Annotated in this window: 27 protein-coding genes and 2 pseudogenes; 18 read left to right on the top strand and 11 right to left on the bottom strand. The window is 25.7% G+C overall.

The genetic code is table 11. From position 1 onward, the window contains the following. The first annotated feature begins 174 nt into the window (after positions 1-174). Both L8Y18_RS00145 and L8Y18_RS00140 read left to right on the top strand, forming a co-directional pair. On the top strand, positions 175-2142 hold the full coding sequence (locus tag L8Y18_RS00145; protein ID WP_263676021.1) for an McrB family protein: 1968 nt from the start codon (positions 175-177) through the stop codon (positions 2140-2142). Continuing rightward, positions 2126-3463, top strand: a complete 1338-nt coding sequence (locus L8Y18_RS00140) for an McrC family protein (RefSeq protein WP_263676020.1) — start codon at positions 2126-2128, stop codon at positions 3461-3463. The genes L8Y18_RS00145 and L8Y18_RS00140 overlap by 17 nt, the downstream gene beginning before the upstream one ends. Here the strand turns inward: L8Y18_RS00140 and L8Y18_RS00135 are convergent. From L8Y18_RS00135 to L8Y18_RS00110, 6 genes are all read right to left on the bottom strand, one after another. Beyond that, on the bottom strand, positions 3455-3751 hold the full coding sequence (locus tag L8Y18_RS00135) for a hypothetical protein (protein WP_263676019.1): 297 nt from the start codon (positions 3749-3751) through the stop codon (positions 3455-3457). The genes L8Y18_RS00140 and L8Y18_RS00135 overlap by 9 nt on opposite strands. 8 nt (positions 3752-3759) lie before the next feature. Continuing rightward, positions 3760-4146: a hypothetical protein gene (locus L8Y18_RS00130; RefSeq protein ID WP_263676018.1), complete on the bottom strand. Its 387-nt coding sequence runs from the start codon at positions 4144-4146 to the stop codon at positions 3760-3762. A gap of 13 nt (positions 4147-4159) precedes the next feature. After that, complete coding sequence (locus L8Y18_RS00125) at positions 4160-6082, bottom strand: AAA family ATPase (RefSeq protein ID WP_263676017.1); 1923 nt, start codon at positions 6080-6082, stop codon at positions 4160-4162. 75 nt (positions 6083-6157) lie between these two features. Beyond that, positions 6158-6751, bottom strand: a complete 594-nt coding sequence (locus L8Y18_RS00120) for a hypothetical protein (protein ID WP_263676016.1) — start codon at positions 6749-6751, stop codon at positions 6158-6160. A gap of 24 nt (positions 6752-6775) precedes the next feature. After that, complete coding sequence (locus L8Y18_RS00115; protein WP_220566387.1) at positions 6776-7543, bottom strand: agmatine deiminase family protein; 768 nt, start codon at positions 7541-7543, stop codon at positions 6776-6778. Continuing rightward, entirely contained in the window at positions 7540-8088 is a 549-nt protein-coding gene (locus tag L8Y18_RS00110) for a hypothetical protein (protein WP_263676015.1), read from the bottom strand. The genes L8Y18_RS00115 and L8Y18_RS00110 overlap by 4 nt, the downstream gene beginning before the upstream one ends. A gap of 102 nt (positions 8089-8190) precedes the next feature. Here L8Y18_RS00110 and L8Y18_RS00105 point away from each other — a divergent pair, with 102 nt between their 5' ends. Beyond that, entirely contained in the window at positions 8191-9651 is a 1461-nt protein-coding gene (locus L8Y18_RS00105; RefSeq protein ID WP_263676014.1) for a PD-(D/E)XK nuclease family protein, read from the top strand. Positions 9652-9655: 4 nt separating this feature from the next. Here the strand turns inward: L8Y18_RS00105 and L8Y18_RS00100 are convergent, their stop codons facing one another. After that, on the bottom strand, positions 9656-10576 hold the full coding sequence (locus tag L8Y18_RS00100) for a helix-turn-helix transcriptional regulator (RefSeq protein ID WP_263676012.1): 921 nt from the start codon (positions 10574-10576) through the stop codon (positions 9656-9658). 530 nt (positions 10577-11106) lie between these two features. Here L8Y18_RS00100 and L8Y18_RS00095 point away from each other — a divergent pair. Together L8Y18_RS00095 and L8Y18_RS00090 are read left to right on the top strand one after the other, a co-directional pair. Beyond that, positions 11107-11496 (top strand): hypothetical protein, encoded by a 390-nt coding sequence (locus L8Y18_RS00095; protein WP_263676010.1) that lies wholly within the window; start codon positions 11107-11109, stop codon positions 11494-11496. Then, entirely contained in the window at positions 11480-11635 is a 156-nt protein-coding gene (locus L8Y18_RS00090) for a hypothetical protein (RefSeq protein WP_263676009.1), read from the top strand. Before L8Y18_RS00095 ends, L8Y18_RS00090 begins: the two co-directional genes overlap by 17 nt. 39 nt (positions 11636-11674) lie before the next feature. On the opposite strand, the gene L8Y18_RS00085 is transcribed toward L8Y18_RS00090, so the two are convergent. The 3 genes from L8Y18_RS00085 to L8Y18_RS00075 all read right to left on the bottom strand — a co-directional run bounded on the left by L8Y18_RS00085 (position 11675) and on the right by L8Y18_RS00075 (position 16104). Next, positions 11675-13447, bottom strand: a complete 1773-nt coding sequence (locus L8Y18_RS00085; RefSeq protein WP_263676008.1) for a KAP family NTPase — start codon at positions 13445-13447, stop codon at positions 11675-11677. A 90-nt stretch (positions 13448-13537) separates the two neighbouring features. After that, entirely contained in the window at positions 13538-14581 is a 1044-nt protein-coding gene (locus L8Y18_RS00080; RefSeq protein WP_263676007.1) for a type I restriction endonuclease, read from the bottom strand. Positions 14582-15459: 878 nt separating this feature from the next. Next, a complete protein-coding gene (locus L8Y18_RS00075) occupies positions 15460-16104 on the bottom strand; it encodes a S24 family peptidase (protein ID WP_263676006.1) in 645 nt (214 codons plus the stop codon). A gap of 232 nt (positions 16105-16336) precedes the next feature. Here L8Y18_RS00075 and L8Y18_RS00070 point away from each other — a divergent pair, with 232 nt between their 5' ends. From L8Y18_RS00070 to L8Y18_RS00025, 10 genes are all read left to right on the top strand, one after another. Beyond that, entirely contained in the window at positions 16337-16543 is a 207-nt protein-coding gene (locus L8Y18_RS00070) for a hypothetical protein (protein ID WP_041570280.1), read from the top strand. After that, positions 16544-16843 (top strand): hypothetical protein, encoded by a 300-nt coding sequence (locus L8Y18_RS00065; RefSeq protein WP_214098769.1) that lies wholly within the window; start codon positions 16544-16546, stop codon positions 16841-16843. A 347-nt stretch (positions 16844-17190) separates the two neighbouring features. Further along, on the top strand, positions 17191-17370 hold the full coding sequence (locus tag L8Y18_RS00060) for a hypothetical protein (RefSeq protein ID WP_263676004.1): 180 nt from the start codon (positions 17191-17193) through the stop codon (positions 17368-17370). A 2-nt stretch (positions 17371-17372) separates the two neighbouring features. After that, positions 17373-17531 carry a hypothetical protein gene (locus L8Y18_RS00055; protein ID WP_263676003.1) on the top strand — a complete coding sequence of 53 codons (159 nt, stop codon included), beginning with the start codon at positions 17373-17375 and terminating at the stop codon, positions 17529-17531. 20 nt (positions 17532-17551) lie between these two features. Further along, positions 17552-18418: a hypothetical protein gene (locus L8Y18_RS00050; RefSeq protein WP_263676001.1), complete on the top strand. Its 867-nt coding sequence runs from the start codon at positions 17552-17554 to the stop codon at positions 18416-18418. Further along, positions 18415-18789: a hypothetical protein gene (locus L8Y18_RS00045; RefSeq protein ID WP_263675999.1), complete on the top strand. Its 375-nt coding sequence runs from the start codon at positions 18415-18417 to the stop codon at positions 18787-18789. The genes L8Y18_RS00050 and L8Y18_RS00045 overlap by 4 nt, the downstream gene beginning before the upstream one ends. After that, positions 18773-18979, top strand: coding sequence for a hypothetical protein (locus tag L8Y18_RS00040; protein WP_263675997.1), 207 nt, complete (start codon positions 18773-18775; stop codon positions 18977-18979). Before L8Y18_RS00045 ends, L8Y18_RS00040 begins: the two co-directional genes overlap by 17 nt. 166 nt (positions 18980-19145) lie before the next feature. Beyond that, positions 19146-19328, top strand: a complete 183-nt coding sequence (locus tag L8Y18_RS00035) for a hypothetical protein (protein WP_263675996.1) — start codon at positions 19146-19148, stop codon at positions 19326-19328. A 268-nt stretch (positions 19329-19596) separates the two neighbouring features. Then, a complete protein-coding gene (locus tag L8Y18_RS00030) occupies positions 19597-19953 on the top strand; it encodes a hypothetical protein (protein WP_012661535.1) in 357 nt (118 codons plus the stop codon). A gap of 1 nt (position 19954) precedes the next feature. After that, positions 19955-20140: a helix-turn-helix transcriptional regulator gene (locus tag L8Y18_RS00025; RefSeq protein ID WP_012661534.1), complete on the top strand. Its 186-nt coding sequence runs from the start codon at positions 19955-19957 to the stop codon at positions 20138-20140. Here L8Y18_RS00025 and L8Y18_RS00020 read toward each other — a convergent pair. Continuing rightward, complete coding sequence (locus L8Y18_RS00020; RefSeq protein WP_263675995.1) at positions 20133-21311, bottom strand: tyrosine-type recombinase/integrase; 1179 nt, start codon at positions 21309-21311, stop codon at positions 20133-20135. The genes L8Y18_RS00025 and L8Y18_RS00020 overlap by 8 nt on opposite strands. Positions 21312-22082: 771 nt before the next feature. Between L8Y18_RS00020 and traN the strand changes: the two are divergent. From traN to L8Y18_RS00005, 3 genes and pseudogenes are all read left to right on the top strand, one after another. After that, positions 22083-22487, top strand: a pseudogene (traN, locus tag L8Y18_RS00015) (conjugal transfer protein TraN); the annotation flags it as partial. Positions 22488-22517: 30 nt separating this feature from the next. Then, positions 22518-22664, top strand: a complete 147-nt coding sequence (locus tag L8Y18_RS00010) for a hypothetical protein (RefSeq protein WP_263675994.1) — start codon at positions 22518-22520, stop codon at positions 22662-22664. A gap of 275 nt (positions 22665-22939) precedes the next feature. Next, positions 22940-23119: pseudogene (locus L8Y18_RS00005) on the top strand (hypothetical protein); the annotation flags it as partial.

The raw sequence follows: 23119 nt of genomic DNA, 5'->3' as shown, positions 1-23119 counted from the left end.
TGTTATTTTAAATTTGATTTTTATTTCTTAACACCTCCATGACTTGATATTTTTATTTTACAATTGTAATTTATTTTAGTGGACTGTGTTTGTCTATTTTAAATTTTTTATTTTGGTGTAATTAACAATGCAAAAATTAAGTTATAATTATAAAAATCAAAACTAAGGAAAACTATGAGTGATTTAAAAACTAGTTTAAATGCAATTAAAGATAAAAATTTTGGTTATTTTTTTGATAAAGATAAATGCTATATTTATCATACTAAATTTGGCAAGGAAAGAGGTATTGAAATTGAAGAAAATAACGAAGGTTTTAAATTTGTTAATTTAAATAATGCAAATTATGAAAATATTCAAGAAGATCTTAAGATTCTTGAGAACTATAAAAAATTTATAAAAGATTTTAAAGATAAAAACTTTAAATTTTTAAAAGATATTTTTGATGAGTATAAGAATTTTATATATATTTGTAATAATATAAATTTTGTTATTTTAAAAGGTGCTTTTGAAGAATATTTAAGATATTATAGAGATAAAGATACTATTCATATTAAATTTGATAAAAACACTATCGATTCTAAGATTGGGATTAAGGATAAATTTAATGAAATTAAAGAATTTGATGAAAACAACTCGCAAGAATGGGTAAAAAATTTTAAAAAATTTTGGAAAAAAGAAAATATACATAGCGCTCAACAACGAGCTAATGCTTCAAATTTGCTGAATAAAAAAAATCCTAAAGAATTACATGCTGACCTTGTTAAGATATCTAAAGTAAACTCACTAAAAGATTTGTTAAATCTTGATATCACAGGTATGAAAGCCTCTGCTAGAGAGTTAGCATACTTATTAAATTTTGAAAATAATAATTTTCCATTAGTAAACGATGCTATGGCAAAGACTGCTGAATATATCTTTGAAATGCTAAATAAAAATTCAAATAATAAACTTAAAAGCATAAAAGAAAATAGCAATATACAAAATAACGAACAAGCATATTTTGATTTTGTTTTGAAAGAACTTGATGTAAAAAGAACAGATAATCTTCCAAAATACTATATTTTAGATCAATTTTTAAATTTGATTGATAAGATAAAAAAATCTGATTTGGCTTTAATTACAAAAGATAAACTACAAGGTGGTGATGAAAAATATATAAACAACATAACTGAAAGTGTGTATTATAAACTTTACAAAGCAGCTTATGATTTTGCAAATTTATGTGGCAAAGCAGATATAAAAAGCAATGATTTAGAAGGCTTTAAAAAGCTTTTAAAAACGCATAAAAACATCATTTTTCATGGAATTCCTGGAACTGGAAAAACCTACACTATAGTAAATAATGTAAAAAATATCATTAAAAATGAAAATCAAATGCTCATTACTCAATTTCACCCAAGTTTTTCTTATGAGGATTTTATAGAAGGTATTAAACCTGCAGGGATTGAAAATGGACAATTAAAACTTGAGCTTAAAAATGGAATTTTTAGAGAATTTTGTGATAAAGCAAAAGAAGAAGAAAAAGGATTTTTGGAAAAACTCGAAAAAGGAAATTTTAATGAAGCTCTAAGTGATCATGGGTATTTTTTCATAGCTGATGAGATTAACCGTGCGGAATTATCTAGGGTTTTTGGAGAATTACTTTATGCACTTGAGTATAGAGGAGAAAAAGGCAAGATAAAAACACAATATGCCTCTATGAGAAATGATGAGGATTTTTATGTGCCTGAAAATGTATTTTTCTTAGGGACTATGAATGATTTAGATAAAAGTATAGATAGTTTTGACTTAGCACTTAGAAGACGCTTTATATGGCAAGAAATGGAGTGTGATTATGATGTAATAAGAGATGAAATTTATGCAAATAATATTGAAGAATACGCACAAGCTTGTCAAAAATTAAACGATAAAATTAAAGATATAGGTGAAAAGTATCAACTTGGGCATTCTTATTTTCTAAAAATTGAATTTAAAAATGATAAGATTAAAGATAGTGATATGAAAAAACTTTTTAGCAACCGCTTTGAAGCGCTTTTAAAAGAGTATTTAAGAAGCGAATATAATGAAAAAGAAATACAAACACACTTGGATAATTTAAAAAAACTTTTTGTTATAGAAAAAAACGATGATAAAAATAAATGATAATAGCTTTATAGAAATAGAGCAAAAATCTTCAAGAATACAAGATTTTGATCTATATTTTGAAGATTTTATAAAAAATGGAAATTTCTTTTCTTTTTTCAATGATGATGAAAAAATTTTAAGCAAAAATACTAAAAATCCTATCATTTCATTACGAACGATTGAAGAAAACAAAAAACAAATCACTAGTGGAAATTATATAGGAAAAATTTCTTATAATGGTTTGGAAGTTGAGATAAATTCCAGGTTTGGCAAGAAATTTTTAGAAAGAATGCTAAATTATGCTAATGATGTATTTGTTGATGATGTGAGTATTTATCAAGATGTAAAAAAGGAAAGCAATATAAGTGAGTTTATACTTTTTTATATCTTTGTGCAAAAACTTGAAAAAAGTTTTTTGATAGGTTTGCCTAAAAATTATCAAAGTAAAAAATACAACGATTTGCGCTTTAAGGGAAATATCGATATGGTTGAATTTATAAAACACAATATCCCTTTAAAAGCAAAGGTTGCTACAAAAACAAGAGAGCAAATAGAGGATGTGCATATTATTAATGTATTATATAAAGCATTAGAAGTCATAGAAAAGAAAAATTCAGGCTTTTTAAAAAATGTAAAGCATATAAAAACCTATTTAGTGCAAAATAAAAGCGAGCATTGTTTTATAAAAGAAAGTTTAAACAAAGCCTTTTCTAGCAAAGCCTTGAGAAATCAAAACTATCAAAACTACAAAGAGCTTTTAAAATACGCAAAAATGATCATAGAAAGTCAAAATTTTACTAGTAAAAATAAAAATGATCAAAAAAGTTATGGTTTTATCGTTAATATAGCAGAGCTTTTTGAAATTTATATAAGCAAGCTTTTAAGAAATAATTTTGAAGAATATATGGTTGATTCTCCAAAGCTTGAAATTTATAAAAATAGCTTTTATAAACGCTATATAATACCTGATATTGTTTTGTCTAAAGATGATACATACATGGTTTTTGATACTAAATATAAAAGAATGAAAATGGAAGGTAGAAGCCAAAATGGCATGGGAGATTTAGACAGAAATGATTTATTTCAAATTCATACTTATATGGGGTATTATCAAAAGATAGGCAAAGTGTTTTTAGGTGGACTTTTATATCCTATGCAAGAATTTGAAAAAGCAAAATGTCATAGTGAAAATTCTATCCTTTCAGATGAGTATAAATTTATAGTTGATGGAATTTTTCTTGAAGATAGTCAAGATAAAGAAATTACTCTTGAGTATATTACCCAAAAAGAAACGCAATTTATAGAAAGGATCAAAGAGCTACTAAAACAATCATTTTAGTAGCTTAACAAAAGAAATCTTTCTTTCTATATCCTCGTGAGCGATAGAGTTTATTTCTAGTTTATAGGGTTTAAAATTTTTCGTGCTAATATTAGCAAATAAAATATCCAAACTCACATCTAAAAGTTTTTTTAAACCTTTTGAAAAATCATAATCTTTTAAATAAAAATTATTTCTTATCAAATTTTCATTTTGTTTTATAATTTCTAGCAATTCTTGCTCTTTAATATAAAATAACCCTTCTATAAGTATGTTTTGATAAGGTGAGATGTCGTTGATATTTAGCACTTTTTTATCTATCCAGCCATTTTTAGGAAAGGCATATGCACTTGCAAGATGATAGAGTTTGCTTTTTGTGTTTGTTTTTTTAATTTATAGTGTATTTTTGCATTATGTTTTATAAAATCAACAACACAAAAATGTTTAAAATCCGCATAATTTTGACTTAAAAAATTTTCAAAAGACAAAAGTTTGCTTTGAGTATTTTCATCTAAAAAATATCCATTTTCTAAATGATAACTTTGGCTTAGTAGTTGTATATTTTCTGTGTTTTGAATTTGTGTTTGGAAATTAAACTCATCATTGTTTGTTTCATATAATACTTTAATGTGTTCTTTTGCTTTTATATCATTAAATCCAAACATAAAGCTTTTGTGTAATGTTCCTTGAAGTGTTATGTTCATAGTTTTGTCCTTTTTATAAAAATCCCATATTGATTTTTTCATCATTTGATTTGAGTTTTGATTCTTTTTCTAATTTTTCTAAAAACTCATCGGCGTTTTTGATTTTAAAAATTTTATTTTGTCTAAGAATTAGCGCAAAATCGCCCAAACAAATATTTTGAAGCCTTAAGAGTCTTTTTGTAATTTGCTTTTTATCAAAGCTTAAATTTAATTCTTTGGCAAAAAATTCAAAAGCATTTAAAAGTTTTTCTTGCTTTAGTGCTTGAAATTCTATCTTTAGATCAAATCTTCTTATGCTAGCTTTATCAAGGTTTTGTAGGTAGTTTGTAGAAGCTATGAAAATACCTTCAAAATTTTCCATTTGCATAAGCATTTCATTGACTAAGCTTTTTTCCCAGCTTTTATTTGCTTCGTCTCTACTATAAATTAACGCATCGATTTCATCAAGCTGCAAGATAGCATTATCATTAGCAGCTTTTTTGAAAATGTTTGCGATATTTTTTTCATTATTGCCCACAAAAGGATCTAAAATATCGCTAAGTTTATAAGAATGTAAAGTTTTATTTAAAACATTGGCTAGTTCTTTGACAAACTCGCTTTTTCCACTACCTGCTATGCCATAGCTTAAAATTCTCAAACTTGAATTTTTATCGATATTGTTTATTAGTTCTTGTAAATTTAAATCACATTCTATCAAGCTTAAATCGTATTTTTTGTCTTTTTTTGGCATTGAAATGTCCTGAAGTGATCTTGCTTTTAAATTTTCATTGATCAATCTTACAAATACTTCTTGGCTTTTGCCTTTAAAGATCTTAGCATTATTTGCACATTTTAAAATAACCCCTTGAGAAAGTTCAGGATGAGAAGCTATATTTTCTATAATGGCTTCATCTATTTTTATATTTTTCTTATTGAATAATTTTTTTATATTTTGAATTTTCTTTTCTTTAGGCATACTTTCAAGCTCTAAAATCACATCAAAACGCCTCAAATACGCCTCATCCATGTCTTTAGAATTTGATAAAAACACACAAACGCCATTTTCTTCATCTAAGATTTTATTGATTTTTAATTTTTCTTTTAAAGAATCATAGCAAAGGCTATCTTCACACTCATCAAAGACTATTATTTGCTTTTTTGGATTGAGTATCTTTTTAAGTGCGTAAAAATTTGAAATTCTACTTGATTTTTTATCATTTTCACAATCTTTAACGCACAATGCTTCTTTTCCAAGCTCTTTAGCTATGAGTGCGCTAAGCTCGTTTTTGCCCACACCTGCTTTTCCATATATAAAAATATTCCCCTTTTGGCGTTTTTTTAAAAAAGTAATGATAGTATTTAATTCTTCTTGTATATAGTCAAAATCACTCAAATTTAGTCTAGTTTTAGGTAAAAAATAAGAAAACTCACCCATAAGTGTAGTTTTGCTAATATCTTGAGTGAAAATGCTTTCAAAATTATTTACATCTATACCAAAGGCATCACTATCATAATAGCACAAGGCATCTAGTTTAAAAAGCATAGAATCATCACTTAAGCCTTTATTGACATCTTTTGAAGTGTGGTTGAAAATTTTTTCTATGATTTTTTTGCCCAAAGCAGTGCTATAACCTTGGTGTAGGGCAAATCTACCTTTGTTTGCATAGTAAAAAAATGCAAACACATCACATTCTGCTTGAGTAAAATTTAAGTATTTTTTAAGATAACTTAGATTTTTCTTTAAAAAGCTAGGATAGATAAATTTGGAGTATTGTTTGTAGATAAAACTAGGGATTTTATTATCTTTTTCTAGTATTTCCTCAAATTCGCTGTAAAAATCTTTTTTGATTTGTTTGCTATTTGAGAGCATTTGTGCGTGTAGCGAGATGACTTTTACATTATGTGAGTAATAATCAAAATCCGCAATGTGAGTAAGAGTAGAAGTATTTGTTTGCATTATAAACCTTTAAACTAAGATATATAATGTAATTATAAACAAAATAACTAGACTTTAGTTGTCTAGTTATGAGAATTATTTGGGTTTTATGTTTTTTAACAAGTTTTCATAGAAATTTTTAACACTATCACTAAAATAATCTTTAAAATCACTAGCGCTTATCATATCGCTTTTTGCATTATTGCAAATACAGCAGGCTAAAACACAATTTTCTTCATTGTAGCCTTTATCTGGATTTAGCCTTTCAATTTGCAATGAGCTATTAAAAGATGGTTTTTTGGAAGTTATAAGTTTGTTTTCAAATAGATTTGCTAGATCACTTTGCGCTATTTTGCAGTAATAACATTCTTTCTCTTGTTTTTTATACCATGATATAAATTTTCTTGCACTTCCAAATGGTTCTTTATTATCATTTCTTCTTTTTGTAGAGCTATATCTATTTTTTAAGTATTTTAAAGAATTTTGCGTTTTTTTATAAATTTTATCATATTCTTCTTTGTTTGAAATCTTTAATTTGTAAATTATATAACATTTAAGCGATTTATGTTTTTTCTTTAATTCACTCTTTACTTCTTTTTTATCAAGTTCATTTATCGCTTTATCCCATTCTGATAAAGCACTTTTTAGATAAAGCTCTTCAAATTTTTCTTCTAATGTTTGATTTTCCATTTTTAATCCTTTAAACAAATTTAATTATTGTAAAATATTGGCACTAATGCAATGTAAAGCACCACCTTTTTTGATAATAGGCTTTAGATATATACCTATGATTTGCTTGTCTTTATAGATATTTTGTAAAAAGTTTAAAACCCTCTCATCCTCATCTATATCATAAGTTGGCACAAAAACCACCTTATCAAACTCTAAAAAATTTAAATACGCACCCCATTTGTATTTTTGCATAAATTCTTTAGAATAGCTCATTTTTGTAACCTTAAAATCTTTTAAAGCGGTGTGTAATTTCTCAAAAAATTGCACATTTTCTAAAGAAAAATCATTGATTAGCACATGATCTTTATTTATAAATCTCACTATACTATCACTATGTGCATATCTATCATAAGCTAGTCTTGGTAAAAAGACTATGTGTTTTAAATTTAGACTTTGTTTTAAAGTATGGATAATGCTTTCCTTGCTAAGTGCTGGGTTTTGGCTAAAAATTTTCTCACACATAAAGGCAACATCATGTTTTCTTATGAAATTACCTCCATCAAGGATTAAATTTAAGTGATTTTTTAGAGGTTTTATAGTGGTTTTTAAATGCGGATAATTTCTAAGATAATCAGGATTATAAATATAGCTTGTCGCCGTATTTTTATACACTAAAGGCATGAAATCTCTTAACCATATATCATTACTTGGAATTTCTTTAAAAGTGATGTTAAATTTAGTAAAATTTCGCATAAGATTTTGATAAATTCTTTTATGTTTTGATGATAAAAGTGTAGAAATGGCTATCATTCATCGCTCTTTTGCATGCTTAAAACTAACAACTCATCATCATAAATAATGTCATATTGTAAGATATCTCCCCAAAGCTTTAATTTGCCTTGTGAATTTTCATAATGCTTTATAGCAAGTTCTTTGAGCTTTTGCATGATTTGCGTTTTATCAAGATAGAGCATATCATTGCTAATAGGAAATTTAAGCATGCGTAAGTGAGATAAAAACATCAAAGTATGCAAAGGCTCGCTTTTACGTTTAAAATTTGTTTTTATGATGGCTTTTGCTTCTTGTAATTTTATGTGTTTATCTTTTAATAAAATACTTTGTTCTAAAATTGAATTTAAAATTTCTTTATCTAAGATAAAATAAAATTTTTGTATAAATTCTAAAGAGGAATTTACCATATCATAATGTCCTTTCAAAAGCCATTCTTGTATGCTTTCACATTCTAAAAACAAAGTTTTTGTTTTAGTAAATTTTTCTACATTGTTATAGCCAAATTTCTTTGCAAGTAAAGTATCATCGGTGTGAGTTAGGATGTGTTTCATGGTTTGAAGCATTTTTATCCTTTTTAAATGATTTGAAAAATCATATCTAAAAAAAGCAGACAATGGTAGTCTATATTTTTGTAGTATAATTGTGAAAATATTTCAAGGAAAAAAATGAAAAATAACGAATTCATTAAAGAATTGTTAAAAGCTAACGATAAATTTGAAGAAAACACCAAAAAAGGTATGAGTGATATAAATATTTTTGAAGCTTTAGGCGTACAAGAAATGGAAATTTATCATTCTAAATTTATAGCTTATTCGATCGATCCACATGATGATCATTATCAAGAGCTTTTTGCGAATGAGTTTTTAAAAAAGCTTGGAAGATATACAAAGGCTAAGAAATTTAGAAATCTTACAGCCCATGACATGGAAAGCGTAGAAACAGAAGCTTGTGCTAAAGATAATAGAAGGATCGATATACTCATACGCTTAAAAGATAAAAGATATATCATCATCGAAAATAAACTTAAAGCAAAAGATCAGCCAAATCAACTCAAAGACTACATAAAACACATAAAAGAAAAAGTTAAAAATATAGATGATTTTCATGAAAATATACTTACTATTTATTTGCATAAAAATGAAGATACTGAGCCTAGCAAGTATAGCTTAGGCACAAGAAATGGATTTAAAATAAATGATGATCTTATATATGGTAGCAATGATAAAAAAATGAGTTATTATTTAAAATTAGATTATAAATGGATAAAAGAGTGGATTAATGCTTGTATAGGTGTATGTGAGAATAAAGTTAAAAACAATGAAATTGATAAAAAATTTAAAAATGATATGCAAAATGTGATTTTTACTTTAAATCAGTATAAAACTCTTTTAACTTGGTATGTAGCTATAGATGATTATGTGGTTAAAGATTATGTCATGGAATTTTTGAAATCAAGTAAAGAAAATTTAAACAATGCTATAAAATTAAAAGATGAAAGTGATTCTAAAGATATAAAATATAAAAAAGCAAAAGAAATAGTAGAAGAGAAGTGGGATGAAATTTGCAAAGAATTAATGAGTAAATTCATGGATAAACTCGAAAAGAAATTTAAAAACAAAAAAATAGGAAAAAATATTTTGCTTGTGGAAAAAGATCGTGAAAAAACAAATTCAACCAAATATTTCTTTACTATTTACCACAAAAAAGATATAAATAACTATATAATGCCAACATTTAATTTATACTTTTATGGCAAAAAATATAAAAATTTGCGTATCGATTTTCGTGTTATTTATTATTATGAAAATGATGAAGAATGCAAAGAATATGATAAAAAAATCAAAAATTTTAAATCAGCAATACAAAAGATAATACAAGAGATAAAAAATCAAAAATTAAATATCTTGGATGCTAGCATATTTAAAAAAATAATTTTAGATGAAGAAAATCAAGATAAAGATTATAAATTTATTTATGATATGATTGATTATGATAAAACTACTAAGGCTGATAAATTTAAAACTATAGAAGATTATATTTATAATGAGATAAAAAATTTTATGGAAAATAATGCGATTAAAAAAGCTTTAAATGAAGCTAAGAAAGCATTAAAATCTGACAAATAAGCAATTATTTGCTTATTTGATCAAGGTATTCTCCAACTACTTTTTTGACTTTATTTGCTATGAAATCAGGTTCTAAAACCTTTACATAAGGTATGTAATAATACACTAAAGGTAAAATTTCCATTTCATGAGTTATCTCAAGCTCTATTTCTATGGAGCCATCTTTATCTTTACCGGTGATGATTTGTGAATTTAGAGGTTTTCTTTCAAAGTATTTTCGCACAGGTTCTTCTACTAAAAGTCTTACCGTAAAAGGTTTATCAAGGTTAAACCATATTGAATTTACTCTTTGAAGTTTTACTTCTAAGCTTTTATCGGTTTGAAAATGTTCTTGGGTTAGAGTGATGTTTTGGATATTTTTTAAATAAAATTTTTTGAAAATATCACGTTTTTTCATATCAAAAGCAAGCAAATACCAAAACCCACTAAAAAAGGCTAGTTTTAGAGGTTTTACTTGGAAAAGTTTATTTTCATATTTAAAGACAATTTGTGTTTTGGTGTTGATGGCTTGTTCAAGAATTTGAAAATTGCTTAAATCTTTTTCTTCTAGCTTTTCTGCATCTAGGCTAGTATGGATGGGGTTAGAGATATTTTGAGAAAGTTTAGAAAGTAGGGGGTGAGCCTTAGCATAAAAGCTATTTCCAGCACTTTTTGCCATGGTATCAAGCACTTCAAGGATTATTTTTTCATCATTTTGCTCTTGAGTGTCTTTGTTTGTATCAATACGCCATTTTCTTCCATTTTTAATAAGCCCCATAGGCTCAAAAACCCCTTGCATATCTCTTTTTATGGTTTTAGCGCTTACATTGAGTTCTTGGGCTAGTTCTTTTATGGTTATGCCATTTTCAGACTTTACTAATTTTTCATATAAAACTTCAAGGCGTGTTAGTTTGGAATTTGCAATGTATTTTTTAAGATCTTTCATGATTTTTCTCTAAATTTTTTCAAAATATTAACAACAATTGCTTTATAAACAAATAAAGTCTAGTTTATAAACGCTGCAAAACTTATAGTTTGGAAATGAAAGTTTATTTAGAAAACAATGTTTGAGAGTAAAAGATGATAAATATGTAATTATTAGAATACAAAAGGTTGTATTTTACTAGGTTTAACTAAGAGTGATGAAAGTATAGGTCAAAGCAGACAAGCTTGTAAAAAATTATATGATTTGCTATATCAGCAAGATTTATCAAATATAAAATTAGAAATCACAAACAAATTTTAGAAAGGAGCAAGCTTAAAGTAGGTTACCACATAACCCCCTTAAAAAAAGGGGACAAGGTTAATAAGCCTTGACTATAATCATACTTAGTAGTATAATTATAAAGATTATGTGGATTATATAGCTCAAATTTAATCACCTACTTTCTAGGGTTAGATTAAGCCATAGGGGGGTCAGACCTACGGCTAACCCTTGAAAGTATTATACAAAACCTACTTTAAACTACAAATAATATGTCATTTTTATTTAACAATACAAAGCTTTATATTGCTTTAGCATTAATGCTTATGCTTAATGTATTCTTATATCTTAAGCTAGATAGCACAAACGCAAAATTAGAAAAAAGTCAAAGTGATTTAAATTTAGCTTTGGGTGTAAATAATGAACTCACAAGGATTACTCAAGAGCTTAAAATAAGACACGAGCAAGAGTTAAAAGCACTCTTTCATGTAAATACTCAAAAAAATCAAATCAAAACAAGGGTTGATGATGTTAAAAACTATATATCCAAAAGCAATGAAACTAATACCACTAAGCTTTTTAATGCTATGCTTGATAGGCTGTGGGAGCAAAACACAAGTATTAACCAAAATACAAATTCAAAAAGTGCAAATACCAAATGAGCTTTTAGAATTTGATAGAGCGCATAAACCTATAGTGCAAGATGAAAAAGATATATTAAAAGCTTATAGTGAGCTTTTTTATCACTATAAGCAATGTGAAATCAATATGGATAAAATTAAGGAGTTGAATGATGGATAGTATATCTTTACTTATAGATATGAGCGAAGAAATTGTCTGTTAATTTTGCAAATAAAATAGTTTTGATAAGATATTGGAGTTATCGTTTATTATAAATCTTTTTTTGATAAGCATCTGTTTTTTAATTTTATTTTCATTAATATAATCTATAAAAGCCAAAAACAAATTATTTTCTTTAAAAATTTTTTCATATCCTTTGCAATCAGCATCAGTATATCTATAAGAAGAATTATTACTATATATTTTAATATGATTATTTTTTGGTTCAAGTCTAAAAAAATCTATAAAGTTATTGAAAAAAAATTGATCATTATAAAAGACATTTTTAATAGAATTTATTTCATATTGATTAAACTTGTTTATATTCTCAAAATGGAATATGTGAGGGTATTCTTTTGCATTATATTTAAAGATTTCTAATTTATTTTTACTGTTGTATTCTTTTATATTTTTACTATAATTTTTATATCGCTTGCTAAAAGCAATTAATAGTCTTATCCTTTTATCATAAACAGAATATTGATTTTCTTTAATTAAATTTTTGATAATCTCGTCTATTTTTTTAAAATATTCTCTATTACTTTCTTCACTTGCTTTTTGATTTGATTTTGTTATTTTTTTAAACCAATATAATGCTTCCAAAAATTTTTCAGAACTTAAATATTTTGTAATTTTTTCTAACTTATCATTAGAATTTTGCAATATTTCTTCTAATTCGATTTTAAAATTAGCATCGCTACTATTTTTATAAAAATATGCAGTATAAGTTTTTTCAAATTTTAAAAATAATTCAGATGATAGTTGCTGAGAAAATATATTATTTAATGTTTTTTTATCATTATCATCTATAATAAAAAAATTATTCAAATACCTTGTAACTATACGGTATATATCATCTACATTTTCCTTTTTGTTTTTTTGTATATAAAAGTCTTTTACAGCATGAAAAATTGCTAAATAATATTCATTTGCAATTATTTCAAATTCTTTTTTGTTTGTTTTGTCATAATACAGCATAAAACATTCTTTATTAAAATATTTTATATGTTCTAATATTTTTAATAATAATCTTAGATTATTATTGCAAGTATCTGTATAATGTTTTAAACTAATATTAACTAAACTACCTTTTATCTCTTTATTTTGTGTAAATGCTTTTTCAATCAAGCCTTTGGCAATTTCGTTATTGTCTTTTATGATATATTCGCAATCAACAACTTTTTCTTTGTATTCTTGATACCAGTCTTTAGTATCTTGTTTACCCTCTTTATTATTATCTGAATTGTCATTTTGTTTTTTTAACTTATCTTTATTGAGAATCATAACAACATTACATTCTTTTTCTTCTTTGAGTAAATTTACAAGTCCTAAAATTTCTTTCAAAGGAAGATTATCTGATTTTCTTTCTATGTTATCAAGACATACAATGATTTTTTCAAAATCTTCTTTTTTTAAAAAGGAAAAAATAACATCACTATCTATATTTATTAAACCACCACTTGCACCTTTAATTAAACCTTCTAAACCTTTAAAAGTTTTTTTTGTAATATTATTATAATTTCCATGTAAACTTACTACTATTTCTTCTATTACTTGTTTATAGCTTTCTTTGCCAAAAAGATCTATATAGATAACTTTTTTACTATTAAGGTTTAAAGTAATTTCTTTTTCTATTTGTTTCCAAAAATATGTTTTTCCACAGCCCCAAGACCCCAAAATAACCAAACATTGTTTTTCTTTTGATATTAAATAATTGATAATTTTATTGTTAGTAAAAAAATACAGTTCTTTTTTATATACACTTTGAATCATGTATATTATTAAGCATATAATAAATATCCAATAAAAAATAGCACCTATGATCGCAAATATATACATTGTATTTTATCTTAATGATAGAAATTACTTTCTATCATTATATGACTTGATGATCTTATCTTGCAATTTATACAAATCTTCTAGTTTTTCTATTTGTTCGTATGTGTCATCTGGGAAACTTACCCATTTTTTTGTTTTTGTAAAATTTAACCTACATATCCATTTTGTTACTCTATTTTGATACAAGATTGCAAAATAGCTTAAAGTATCTTTGTAGGATATATCTTGTAAGTTAGCACCCGCACCAGCAAGAATAGATTTTACTATGTAAAAGCCTTGAAGTTCTTCTTCTGTTGTTATAATTTCTTTTTCATCATCGTAGCTTTCTTCATCTTCATCGTTGTTAATTTCTTGAAGATTGTTTTTTATACTAGTGATTTTATCATATGCTATATCATTTATAAGTTCTTTAAAAGATTTTTTTATATAAGTTCTAAATTCCTCAATAGTTGAGGCGGTCATTCTTTTGTCTGTGAGTTGTTTTGCAAAAAGAACAACAAAATCATCACTTGGGTTTTCTATCTCTCTTTTGAAGATATCTTGTATACTTTGATAATATTTTTTTTCTTTTGCTGTGTTTAGTATCTCATCTAGATTTAAATCTGAACATATAAATTTTTTTAAATCTTTAATATCTCTAGCTTTTAGTTTTTCAAGATTAATTGTTAAAAAAGGAATTTGATCCATTATATTTATTTGATCAAGATCTGTAAAAAATCTATATTCTATTCCATTTGTTAAAATAGCAAATTTAACACTAGGTGATGTGTTAAAATATCTAGTTAGTTGGTTATTGTGATTGCTTAAATTTTCAGTGTGATTTTTAGCTTCTATGTATATAAAAGGTTTTCCATCTTTGAAAATAGCATAATCTACTTTTTCACCTTTTTTTGTTCCAATATCGGCTATGTATTCAGGGACTACTACGCTTGGATCAAACACATCATACCCCAATGCTTTTAAAAACGGCATGATGAAAGTCATTTTGGTTGATTCTTCAGTATTTACTAAATTTTTTCTTTCTGCTATTGTTTCCGCTATAGAATTTATAGAATTTTCAAAATCCATATTTTACCCCTTAATATAATTACCAAATAAAATTTTGGTAATTATATTATAACTATTTTTAAAAAGATATTATTTATATATTTTAAAATCATTATTTTTTTTAATTACATTCTTGGGTTGTGAAATTAGGCTTGTTTGTAATTAAGTTAAATGCAAATTTAGTGTTAAAAGGGGATATAGATACTTTATTATCTCCTAGTATATGTATATATGAATCAGGTGATATTTTTGAGCATATTTTATTATTTTGATAATATGAACTTATATGAATAATATTAGGAGTAAAACTAAGTGCATTAAAATACACATTTGTTAAAAAAATTAAAAAATACAGCATGGATAAAGTACCAAAAAATGCAAAATAAATAACATGGAGTTCGTTTTTAAAATGAGTTCGCTTAAGTATAAAACTAAAAATTATTTGATTTATAAAATTAAATTTTATACCTATAGCGCTAAGTATAGTTTGCAATATATATATTAGTGTAGATATTAATAAAATAACTATCAAAGGGAGTGATATAAAAAAAATCAATATTGAAATAATATGTATAATATTTAAAATATTAATAGCATAGCTATAGCTATCTGGTACATTATCTACAACTATATAAACTACATTTCTTGAAAAAAATTCAGCTATATAATACAACCCAAAAAATACCAAGATATTATATAGTTTGGTAAGATTAATTTTTTTAATAATATGATGTAAATCTATAATTGTTACAATAGTAATTAATATAAAACCCAAAATAAGTAAGAAAGAATGTAGTTTAAAACACAAAATAAAAACAATTCCTATCAAATAAAGAACATGATAACCTAGATTGTCATCTATAAATTTTGATAGTTTAGAAGGAATATAATATTTTATTTTAAACCCTTTCTATTTGATTTAAGAATATTTTAGTGTTACACGAGCAAATTACAACACCTAAAAATACATAGTCTTTTAATGCAGATTTTTTAATTTTTTTGTCTTCAAAACCTATATTATCACTACTTATGATAATTTCATCATCAAGGACATTTTTTCTTATGCGTTTGCAAAATAATTCACCATCGTATCTAAAAATAGCCACATCAGCATTTTTGATCTTATCGAGAGAATTTTTACTAGTATCAACTATAACAAAACTTCCATTTTGTATAAAAGGTTCCATGCTATCGCCAAATATTTTTATCATATCATATTGTGTTTTGTAAGGAATACCTAATATTTCTACTAAAAAATTTTTATCAAGACATATAGTTTGAAAGTTTTCATCGCTGTTATCGTTTCCAAAACCTGCACCAGCGTAAACATTAGGAAAATATCTGATTTTAACTATATTTTCTATGTCGTTTGTGTTATTTATATTCATTTGAGTATATTTAAGTATATTTTTTTCAGGTATATAACCTCTTTGTTTCCAAACATCTATGGTATTTGCGGCAACACCTAGGTAATCTGCTAGTTCTTTATAGGTTTTCAAATTTTGTTCTAGCATCCATTTTTTCAATATTTCTTTTACTTCCATAAAAAGATACCTTTCAAATGTAAAATATAACTTGACAAATGAGTATATTTTTTTTATAATTTCACAAAATAATTAATTTTAAAACATAAAAATAATTATTTTTTAGCAAAAAGAATACCAACTTTTTGCTTAAGTATAAAAAAGGATACATAATGCAAGATTGGATTATAGCTGGTGTGATTATAGCTATCTTATTGGTTATGTTTGTAATTATAAAGATAAAGGAAACAAAATGATAAGAGCATATGCAAACACCATATCAAATATACTCAGCAATGAAAAATCTATAAAAAAAGACACGCTTTTTAAAAGAATGAACATAAAAGAAAGCGAATTTAATGAAGCTTTGAATTTTTTACTTGATCATAATTTTGTAAAACTAGAAGCTATTAGTGATGGTTTATTTGAAACCATTATAGTTCATTATGAGGGTAATTGAATGTGTATTAAAGAGAAAATTCAAGAAAAGTTAGGGTTAAAAACTTTTGATGAAATGGAAAGAAAACTCAATTTGAAAAATCAAACTTTAAAGGTTTGGCTTAGCAATAAAAGCAAAACAAATTCTAAAGTGGAAAAAGCACTTTTAAGACTTGGTTTTTTGAATGAGGATTTGAGATTATCTAAGAGATTAAAAGATTTAAAACTAAAGCATAAAAAATTTACAGCTTTAGTGGAAGAAAAAACAAAAACTATACAGGAGATTTCTGAACTTTTAAAAGAAATTGATGAGGTAGCTTGAAAACCTCATTAAGCACATTTTCTAAGTGTGCTTAAAAGGTTTTTAAAAGCTTGAAACTAGGTTTTAAGTGAGTTTCCTTATAGCTAGCTTGGTGATCAAGCTAGCGTGTTCTTTATTTATCACACTCCACGGCGACGGGTGGGAAAGTGGGCTTTTTAAAAAGCTTTGTTAAATTGTCAAAATACCAAAAGTTTAAATAACTTTGAATGCAGGCTCTATGTTTTGACATAAGTAGTGTTTAAATGGGAGTTAAACTCCCTTATAAGCCATATTAGCTTTCTTTATTTTGAGTAACCACCTTTATGGTGGTTTTTAACTTCCATTTATGCACTATAAAAAGGAAGAAAATGTCTTTTAAAGAAAAAATTAATACAGCCATAGAACACGCAAGAGCTTTGGCTTTAATTAACAAAGAATGCTTAGATTTAATTGGCTACATGGAAGAGTGCGATGAGGATGAATTAAGATCTAACTTAGATGACTTAAAAAAACTCTTGATAAAAGCAAAAGAATTATTGAAAGGATAGTAATGAATTTTAAGCCCATACAAAAAGAAAATGATGCATTTGAAAAAGCAAGAGAAATAGAAAGTTTAATAAGTGAGCTTAGCTCAAAAGGATTTAAACTTACAAAGGCAAATTCAAAATCTTTAGTTATGAAAAAAGGTTTTGATAAGGTAGCAAAATAGCAAAAAAAGAAAGGAATAAAATGCAAAACATAGGCTATGATAGTATCAAATTTGTAATCCCAAAATTTGCATTTTATAAATTTCTTAAAAAACATGATTTATATACAAAACTTAGAAAAACAAACCGCAATAAAGCTATAGAAAAATACACAAAAGAGAAGTTTAAAAATATCAAAACAAAAGATAAGTTTTATGAGTTTAAGGTTAGGTATATAAACATCAAACCTAGAAATAAAAGTTTATCAAATACCATAATAGTGATAGAAAATTCAAAAGATACCCATGAAGTTGCTAGAAAAAATAAAAAGAAAAAAGACTTTTATGTAGAAGTACAGTTTAATGGTCTTTTTCAGCCTAGCAAAAGTGTGGTAGCTGATGTGTATAAGGTGTTAAGTAAAATGGTTAAGAGGTTTAAGGCTTATAGTTTTGATATAGCTTGTGATTTTTGTGATGAAAGTGCTTCTATGAGAAAATATGAAGAACATTTGCATGAGTTGTCTTTAAATAAAAAAATCAAAGGCGAAATGGTTTTTTATAAAAAATCTCTTTATGTAAATGGGGTGCATAGTAAGTTTTTTGATCTTGATAGAATTTTGATTTATGATAAGTATGAAAAGCAGACTAGTTATCACAAAGAAAAAATTAAAGAAGAATTTAAAGACTGGGAAAGATTAGAATTAACTTTCAAACTAAACTATAAATTTTTAAAATACATACAGCATAAACACATTCATGATGCTTTAGATTTTATATATGATTTTATAGCTTTACTAGGTAAAACATATAGCTTTACAAAAGAACTATTACTTATTAAACAAACAAAATATTTAATCAATCCAAGATGGACAAAAGATATAAAACCATATGCATTAAAGGATGTTGCATGAGTATCATAACACATACAATTGAGGCTAATGAAATAGCTCGTGCATGTTTAAAAAATGACTTAAAATATAGTTTGAAAGAAGCAAGGATTATCAATAGTGCAAATGAAAGAATGCTGTGTTTTTATTTTGATAATCCTTTTGCTATAGATTTGTTTGAAAGAAGCAAAGAAAGTATCAAAAATGACTTAAGATGTGAATACAAGAAAAAAATCAAACTTTATAAACGCATTGATTTTGTATTTTACGATATTTGTTCAAAAAACACTAATGAGCTTAAATCAAGAACAACAGAAGAAAAACAAATACTTCAAAGGGGTATAGATATGCTTGAAAATATTATAAAAAGGAGTAAAAATGGAAAACATAGATAATCAAAATAATCTAAAAGAGCTATCTATGAAAATTGTATCTTTACATAAAGCCATAGAGCATGCAGAGTATGAAAGAAGTGCTTTAAATTCAACCATTAAAGAATATAAAGAAGATTTAAAAACAGCTATAAGAGAGCTTGAGCAAATGAAAGAACCTAATCTTTTTAATCAAGAAAATATAGAGGAATGAAATGCAAATTTTTTAATTTTGATGAAAAAAGTTATAAGTTGTTAAGCAAATTGAATATTTTCTCAAAAATAGAGAAAATTTGTATATAAAATATTACATTATTAACTAATTATTAATAAATTTATTTTTAAATATCATTTCATATTTTAATGAAAGGATTTCAAAAATGTCAGAAATTAGCGGTAAAGCTTTGGTAAAGTGCATTGATGAAGGTTGTGGTTATGAGGAATATACCGATGTTATCAAATGTGTATTCGAAGATCATGAAGATTTTGAATATCAAGATATATGTCCTAAGTGCAATGGTGATGCAATTTGTATTAAAAGTACTTTTAATCCACTCAACTAAAAATCTTGTATTTTTACTTCTTAAAATTTCCAATAGTAAAGATTATCTGATTTTAAAATCAGATAATCTCATACAAAACATAGATAAATAAAATATTATTAAAGAAACTTTCGAAAGACTTAGTATTGCATAACATTAATTAGGTGAAGTTGAAAAATGTAGCTTGTTGGAAAATACATATTTACTGCAATTTATAGAGTTGTATTTAAAATATTAAACCGGTTTTAAAAGATAAATTCAATAAAAGATTAAACATAAAGGAGACAAAATGCTACAAATGATGAAAGATTTTTTAGATCAAAGAAATTTGATAGAAAAACACTTAGAAGAAATAAAACAACAATTATCAAAAATGCTTAAAGAATTTCTTTCTATAAGAAATGATCTTTCGTTTTCTAATGGATGTAACTCTTTAGAAGAAGAAATTAGACATTATTGGAAGATAGAGGCTTGGCTTGATGTAGAGCTTAAAAGAATATGTATAAAGCTTATAGATACAAGAGTTTCTTATAATAGTTTTGATTTTGAGAATGTCAAAGTATTATTAGCGCATACTTTAAGTTATGAAGAGCAAAAAGCCATTATAAAATCACTCAATTTAGAAACAAACATTAAAAAGGATTAATATGAAATTATTAAGTACAAAAGAAGTTGCACAGTATTTGGGTTTTAGCGTTGATAGGATAAGAAAAATGAGAATGAGAAAAAATCAAGCCATTTATAACTTTCCAAAGGGTGTTAGAGTAGGAAAAGTTTTAATGTATGAAAAGAAAGAAATCGATGATTGGATAAAATATTGCAAGGTTAGCTAAGCTTTCCTGCAAGTTTTTCTATATAATCTCCCCACCACTGTATTAATCTTCTTTTTAATTCTATATTTTTACTTCTATTGTAAGCTTTCAATATTGCATTTTTTTGCTCATGAGCTAAGCATTGCTCTGCTATATCCATACTTACTCCATGTTCCAATTGCTTTTCGTTTGCAATGCTTCTAAACATAGCACGAAATCCATGCGCGCTTTGAATTCCTTTATATCCTAAGCGTTTATTGGTATTGCATGTGATATTTTCACTATTACATCCTTTTTTAGAAGAACCAGCAAAAACATAATCATTGACTTTAATCGCATATTGATTTTTTAATATACTTATGGCTTGTTTGCTTAATGCTATATTATGCTCTTTACGCATTTTCATTTTTTGAGCTGATATAGTCCAAATTTCATTTTTAAAGTCTATCTCATCCCAAGTAGCTTTTATAATATTGCCAGGTCTTTGGGCTGTTAAAAGCACAAAAAGCATTAAATTTTTATGACTTTGTTTGATATCTGAATGTATTAGAGTATTTATATATTCTTTAATATCAGATTCATCTAATAGGGTAGGTTGGTGTATAACCTGATTTGGTTTTTTAAATACAATATTGTTTTTGATAGAAGCTACGGGATTGTTTTCTATGATCTCAAGTTGTAAAGCATATTCAAATACTTTATTTATCCATATCTTTGCTTTTTGAAGCGTAGCGCTTTTATGCTCTATGGTCTTTAAAATATTAACAATATCTACTCTTTTTATATCATTAATATTTTTATATTCTAAAGATTTAAAAATACCTTCTTTGTAGCTTAGTCCTCTTTGGATTGTTTTCGCTGCTAAATTACTCTTTCTTGCATTTTCTAATACTTCATCATATAATACGCCAAATTTCAATCTTTTTGCATTGCTTATGTTTTGACCCTTGGCTTTTAGTTTGTGTGAATTTATAGCTATTTCTCTAAGTTCTGCTAGGGAAAGCAAGGGATATTCCCCAAGTGTTATATAAGTATCATTAGCTTGTCTTGTTTTAAATAGTTTTCTACCACTAGGATAAACAAAAACATATAATCCTTTTATACTAGGATCGCTAAATTTTATAAATTTTTTACCATTATCGCATTTTACGCTTTTTAAGAAACTATCTGTAAGTTTATTAATTTTTGCCATTTTTATTCTTTGTATTATTGTAAAAAGTAACCCATTTAGTAACCCACTTTTTTAAAAGTAACCCACTTTTTTTGCAATATTTTAACACAAAAAATAACAAAATAGAATAAAAAAGAATGTTTATATAATCCCTTAAATATAGGATTTTAAAGATAATTTGTTGAAAAATAGCATTTGGGAGTAAAAAATAAATGGTGGATTTAGCAGGCATGTAATTTACCAACCAAACCCCTAAATATCCATACTTTAATGAAATATTTTTTCATTTGCACATACTTTTGCACATACTTTGTATTTTATTGTAAAAATGTGTAAAAAAGTGATATTGTTTTGCTAAATAGGTGATGTATTAAAATTTTTAGAGTGTGAATTTCAAGGAAAGAATATTGTGAATTTAAATTCTAATAAAGAAAAATACTGCCTGACTAATGAAGAGTAAGTGTTAATATATTCAAGAAACAATTTCAAAAATAGAATATTTGCTATTATATGAATTGCTAAAGTAGATTAAATCTTATTTTAAAGATTTAACCCCTAGTATAATTTTAGCTATTTTTTCAAAGCTATAAACATTTTTAAAATCATTACCATTTAAATTTTTTCTTCTACATTATACTATACTAAATATTTTATTTTATGTCCTGTTTATACTGTAAAATAAAATATAAATGCTATGCTTTAGATAGTTTTAGAAGTTAGTAAAGATATTGTATGTTTAAAACGATAACTATTTTAAATGTAATAGTTGTGTTTTAAAAAAGCACTAGCCATATCGAAGATGAAGATACTCAAGTTGGTATTAATGATGAAAATAATAATGGTTGGGAAGATGATGGTTCTTATAGAGGACAAATTTTTATCTTTAATAAAAAAGATAATAGATGTCGCTCTAAAGACAAATTTTTTGGCTTAACTGGTGGTGGTTGCTGTGATAAAGATAAAGTATTTATAGGGCTTGTACCTTGTAAAGAAGATGAAAAAAAGCTAGCAAAACTCAATAAGCAAAATAGATGTGTAGAAGTTGGTGAATATTGCTCTAAAAAAATTAAATTCATAGCTTGTATTCAGCATAAAAAAACACATTGTTGTTTTAATTCAAAATTAGCAAGAATATTTAATGAACAAGGACGCCCACAAATTGGAAGAGGTTGGGGTTCTCCAAAAAGTCTTGATTGTAGAGGATTTACTCCAGAAGAATTTCAAAAGTTGGATTTTAGTGAAATAGATTTAAGTGATTTTATTGCTGATATTGTTGGAAGTATTGATGTAGATAAAATACAAGCTGATTCTATAAAAATACAAGAAAAGGTTGAAAGCAATCTTGAGAATTTAACAAGAAAACCTACTAATTAAAAAGAAAAATAAAATTATAGAAAGGAGATAGAGTTTAGTTAAAAGTTTGTTTGGTAAGCCAAAGGGATTATCCTAAACCCTGCAAAAGCAGGGGGTACTCAATGAGCCTTGACATAGCAAAGTGTTAAGAGTATAATTATAAGGATAATTTTTGTTAGCATTATGCTCACCTCCCTTCTGGGCGGTAAATTAACGCTAAAGGGTTGCGCCCCTTTGGCGTTGCACCCTTAATATAATTATATCAAACAAACTCTTTAACTTCTTTAATACAATTGATGAAAAGATTTTACATTTTATTCCTTAGTGCTTTAATTTTTGCACCTTCTTTATTATTTGGTGCTACAAATATAGATGATAATCATATTATCTTTACTTGGGGCTATGGTGAAGTAGCAAATGATATTTTACAAGTTATAAAAGATGTTATATTTTTGCTTCAATTAACTAATAAAAGT

Source organism: Campylobacter sp. CNRCH_2007_0968H, assembly GCF_025773245.1.
Taxonomy (GTDB): domain Bacteria; phylum Campylobacterota; class Campylobacteria; order Campylobacterales; family Campylobacteraceae; genus Campylobacter_D; species Campylobacter_D lari_D.
This window is presented reverse-complemented; position numbering and strand designations above follow the sequence as displayed.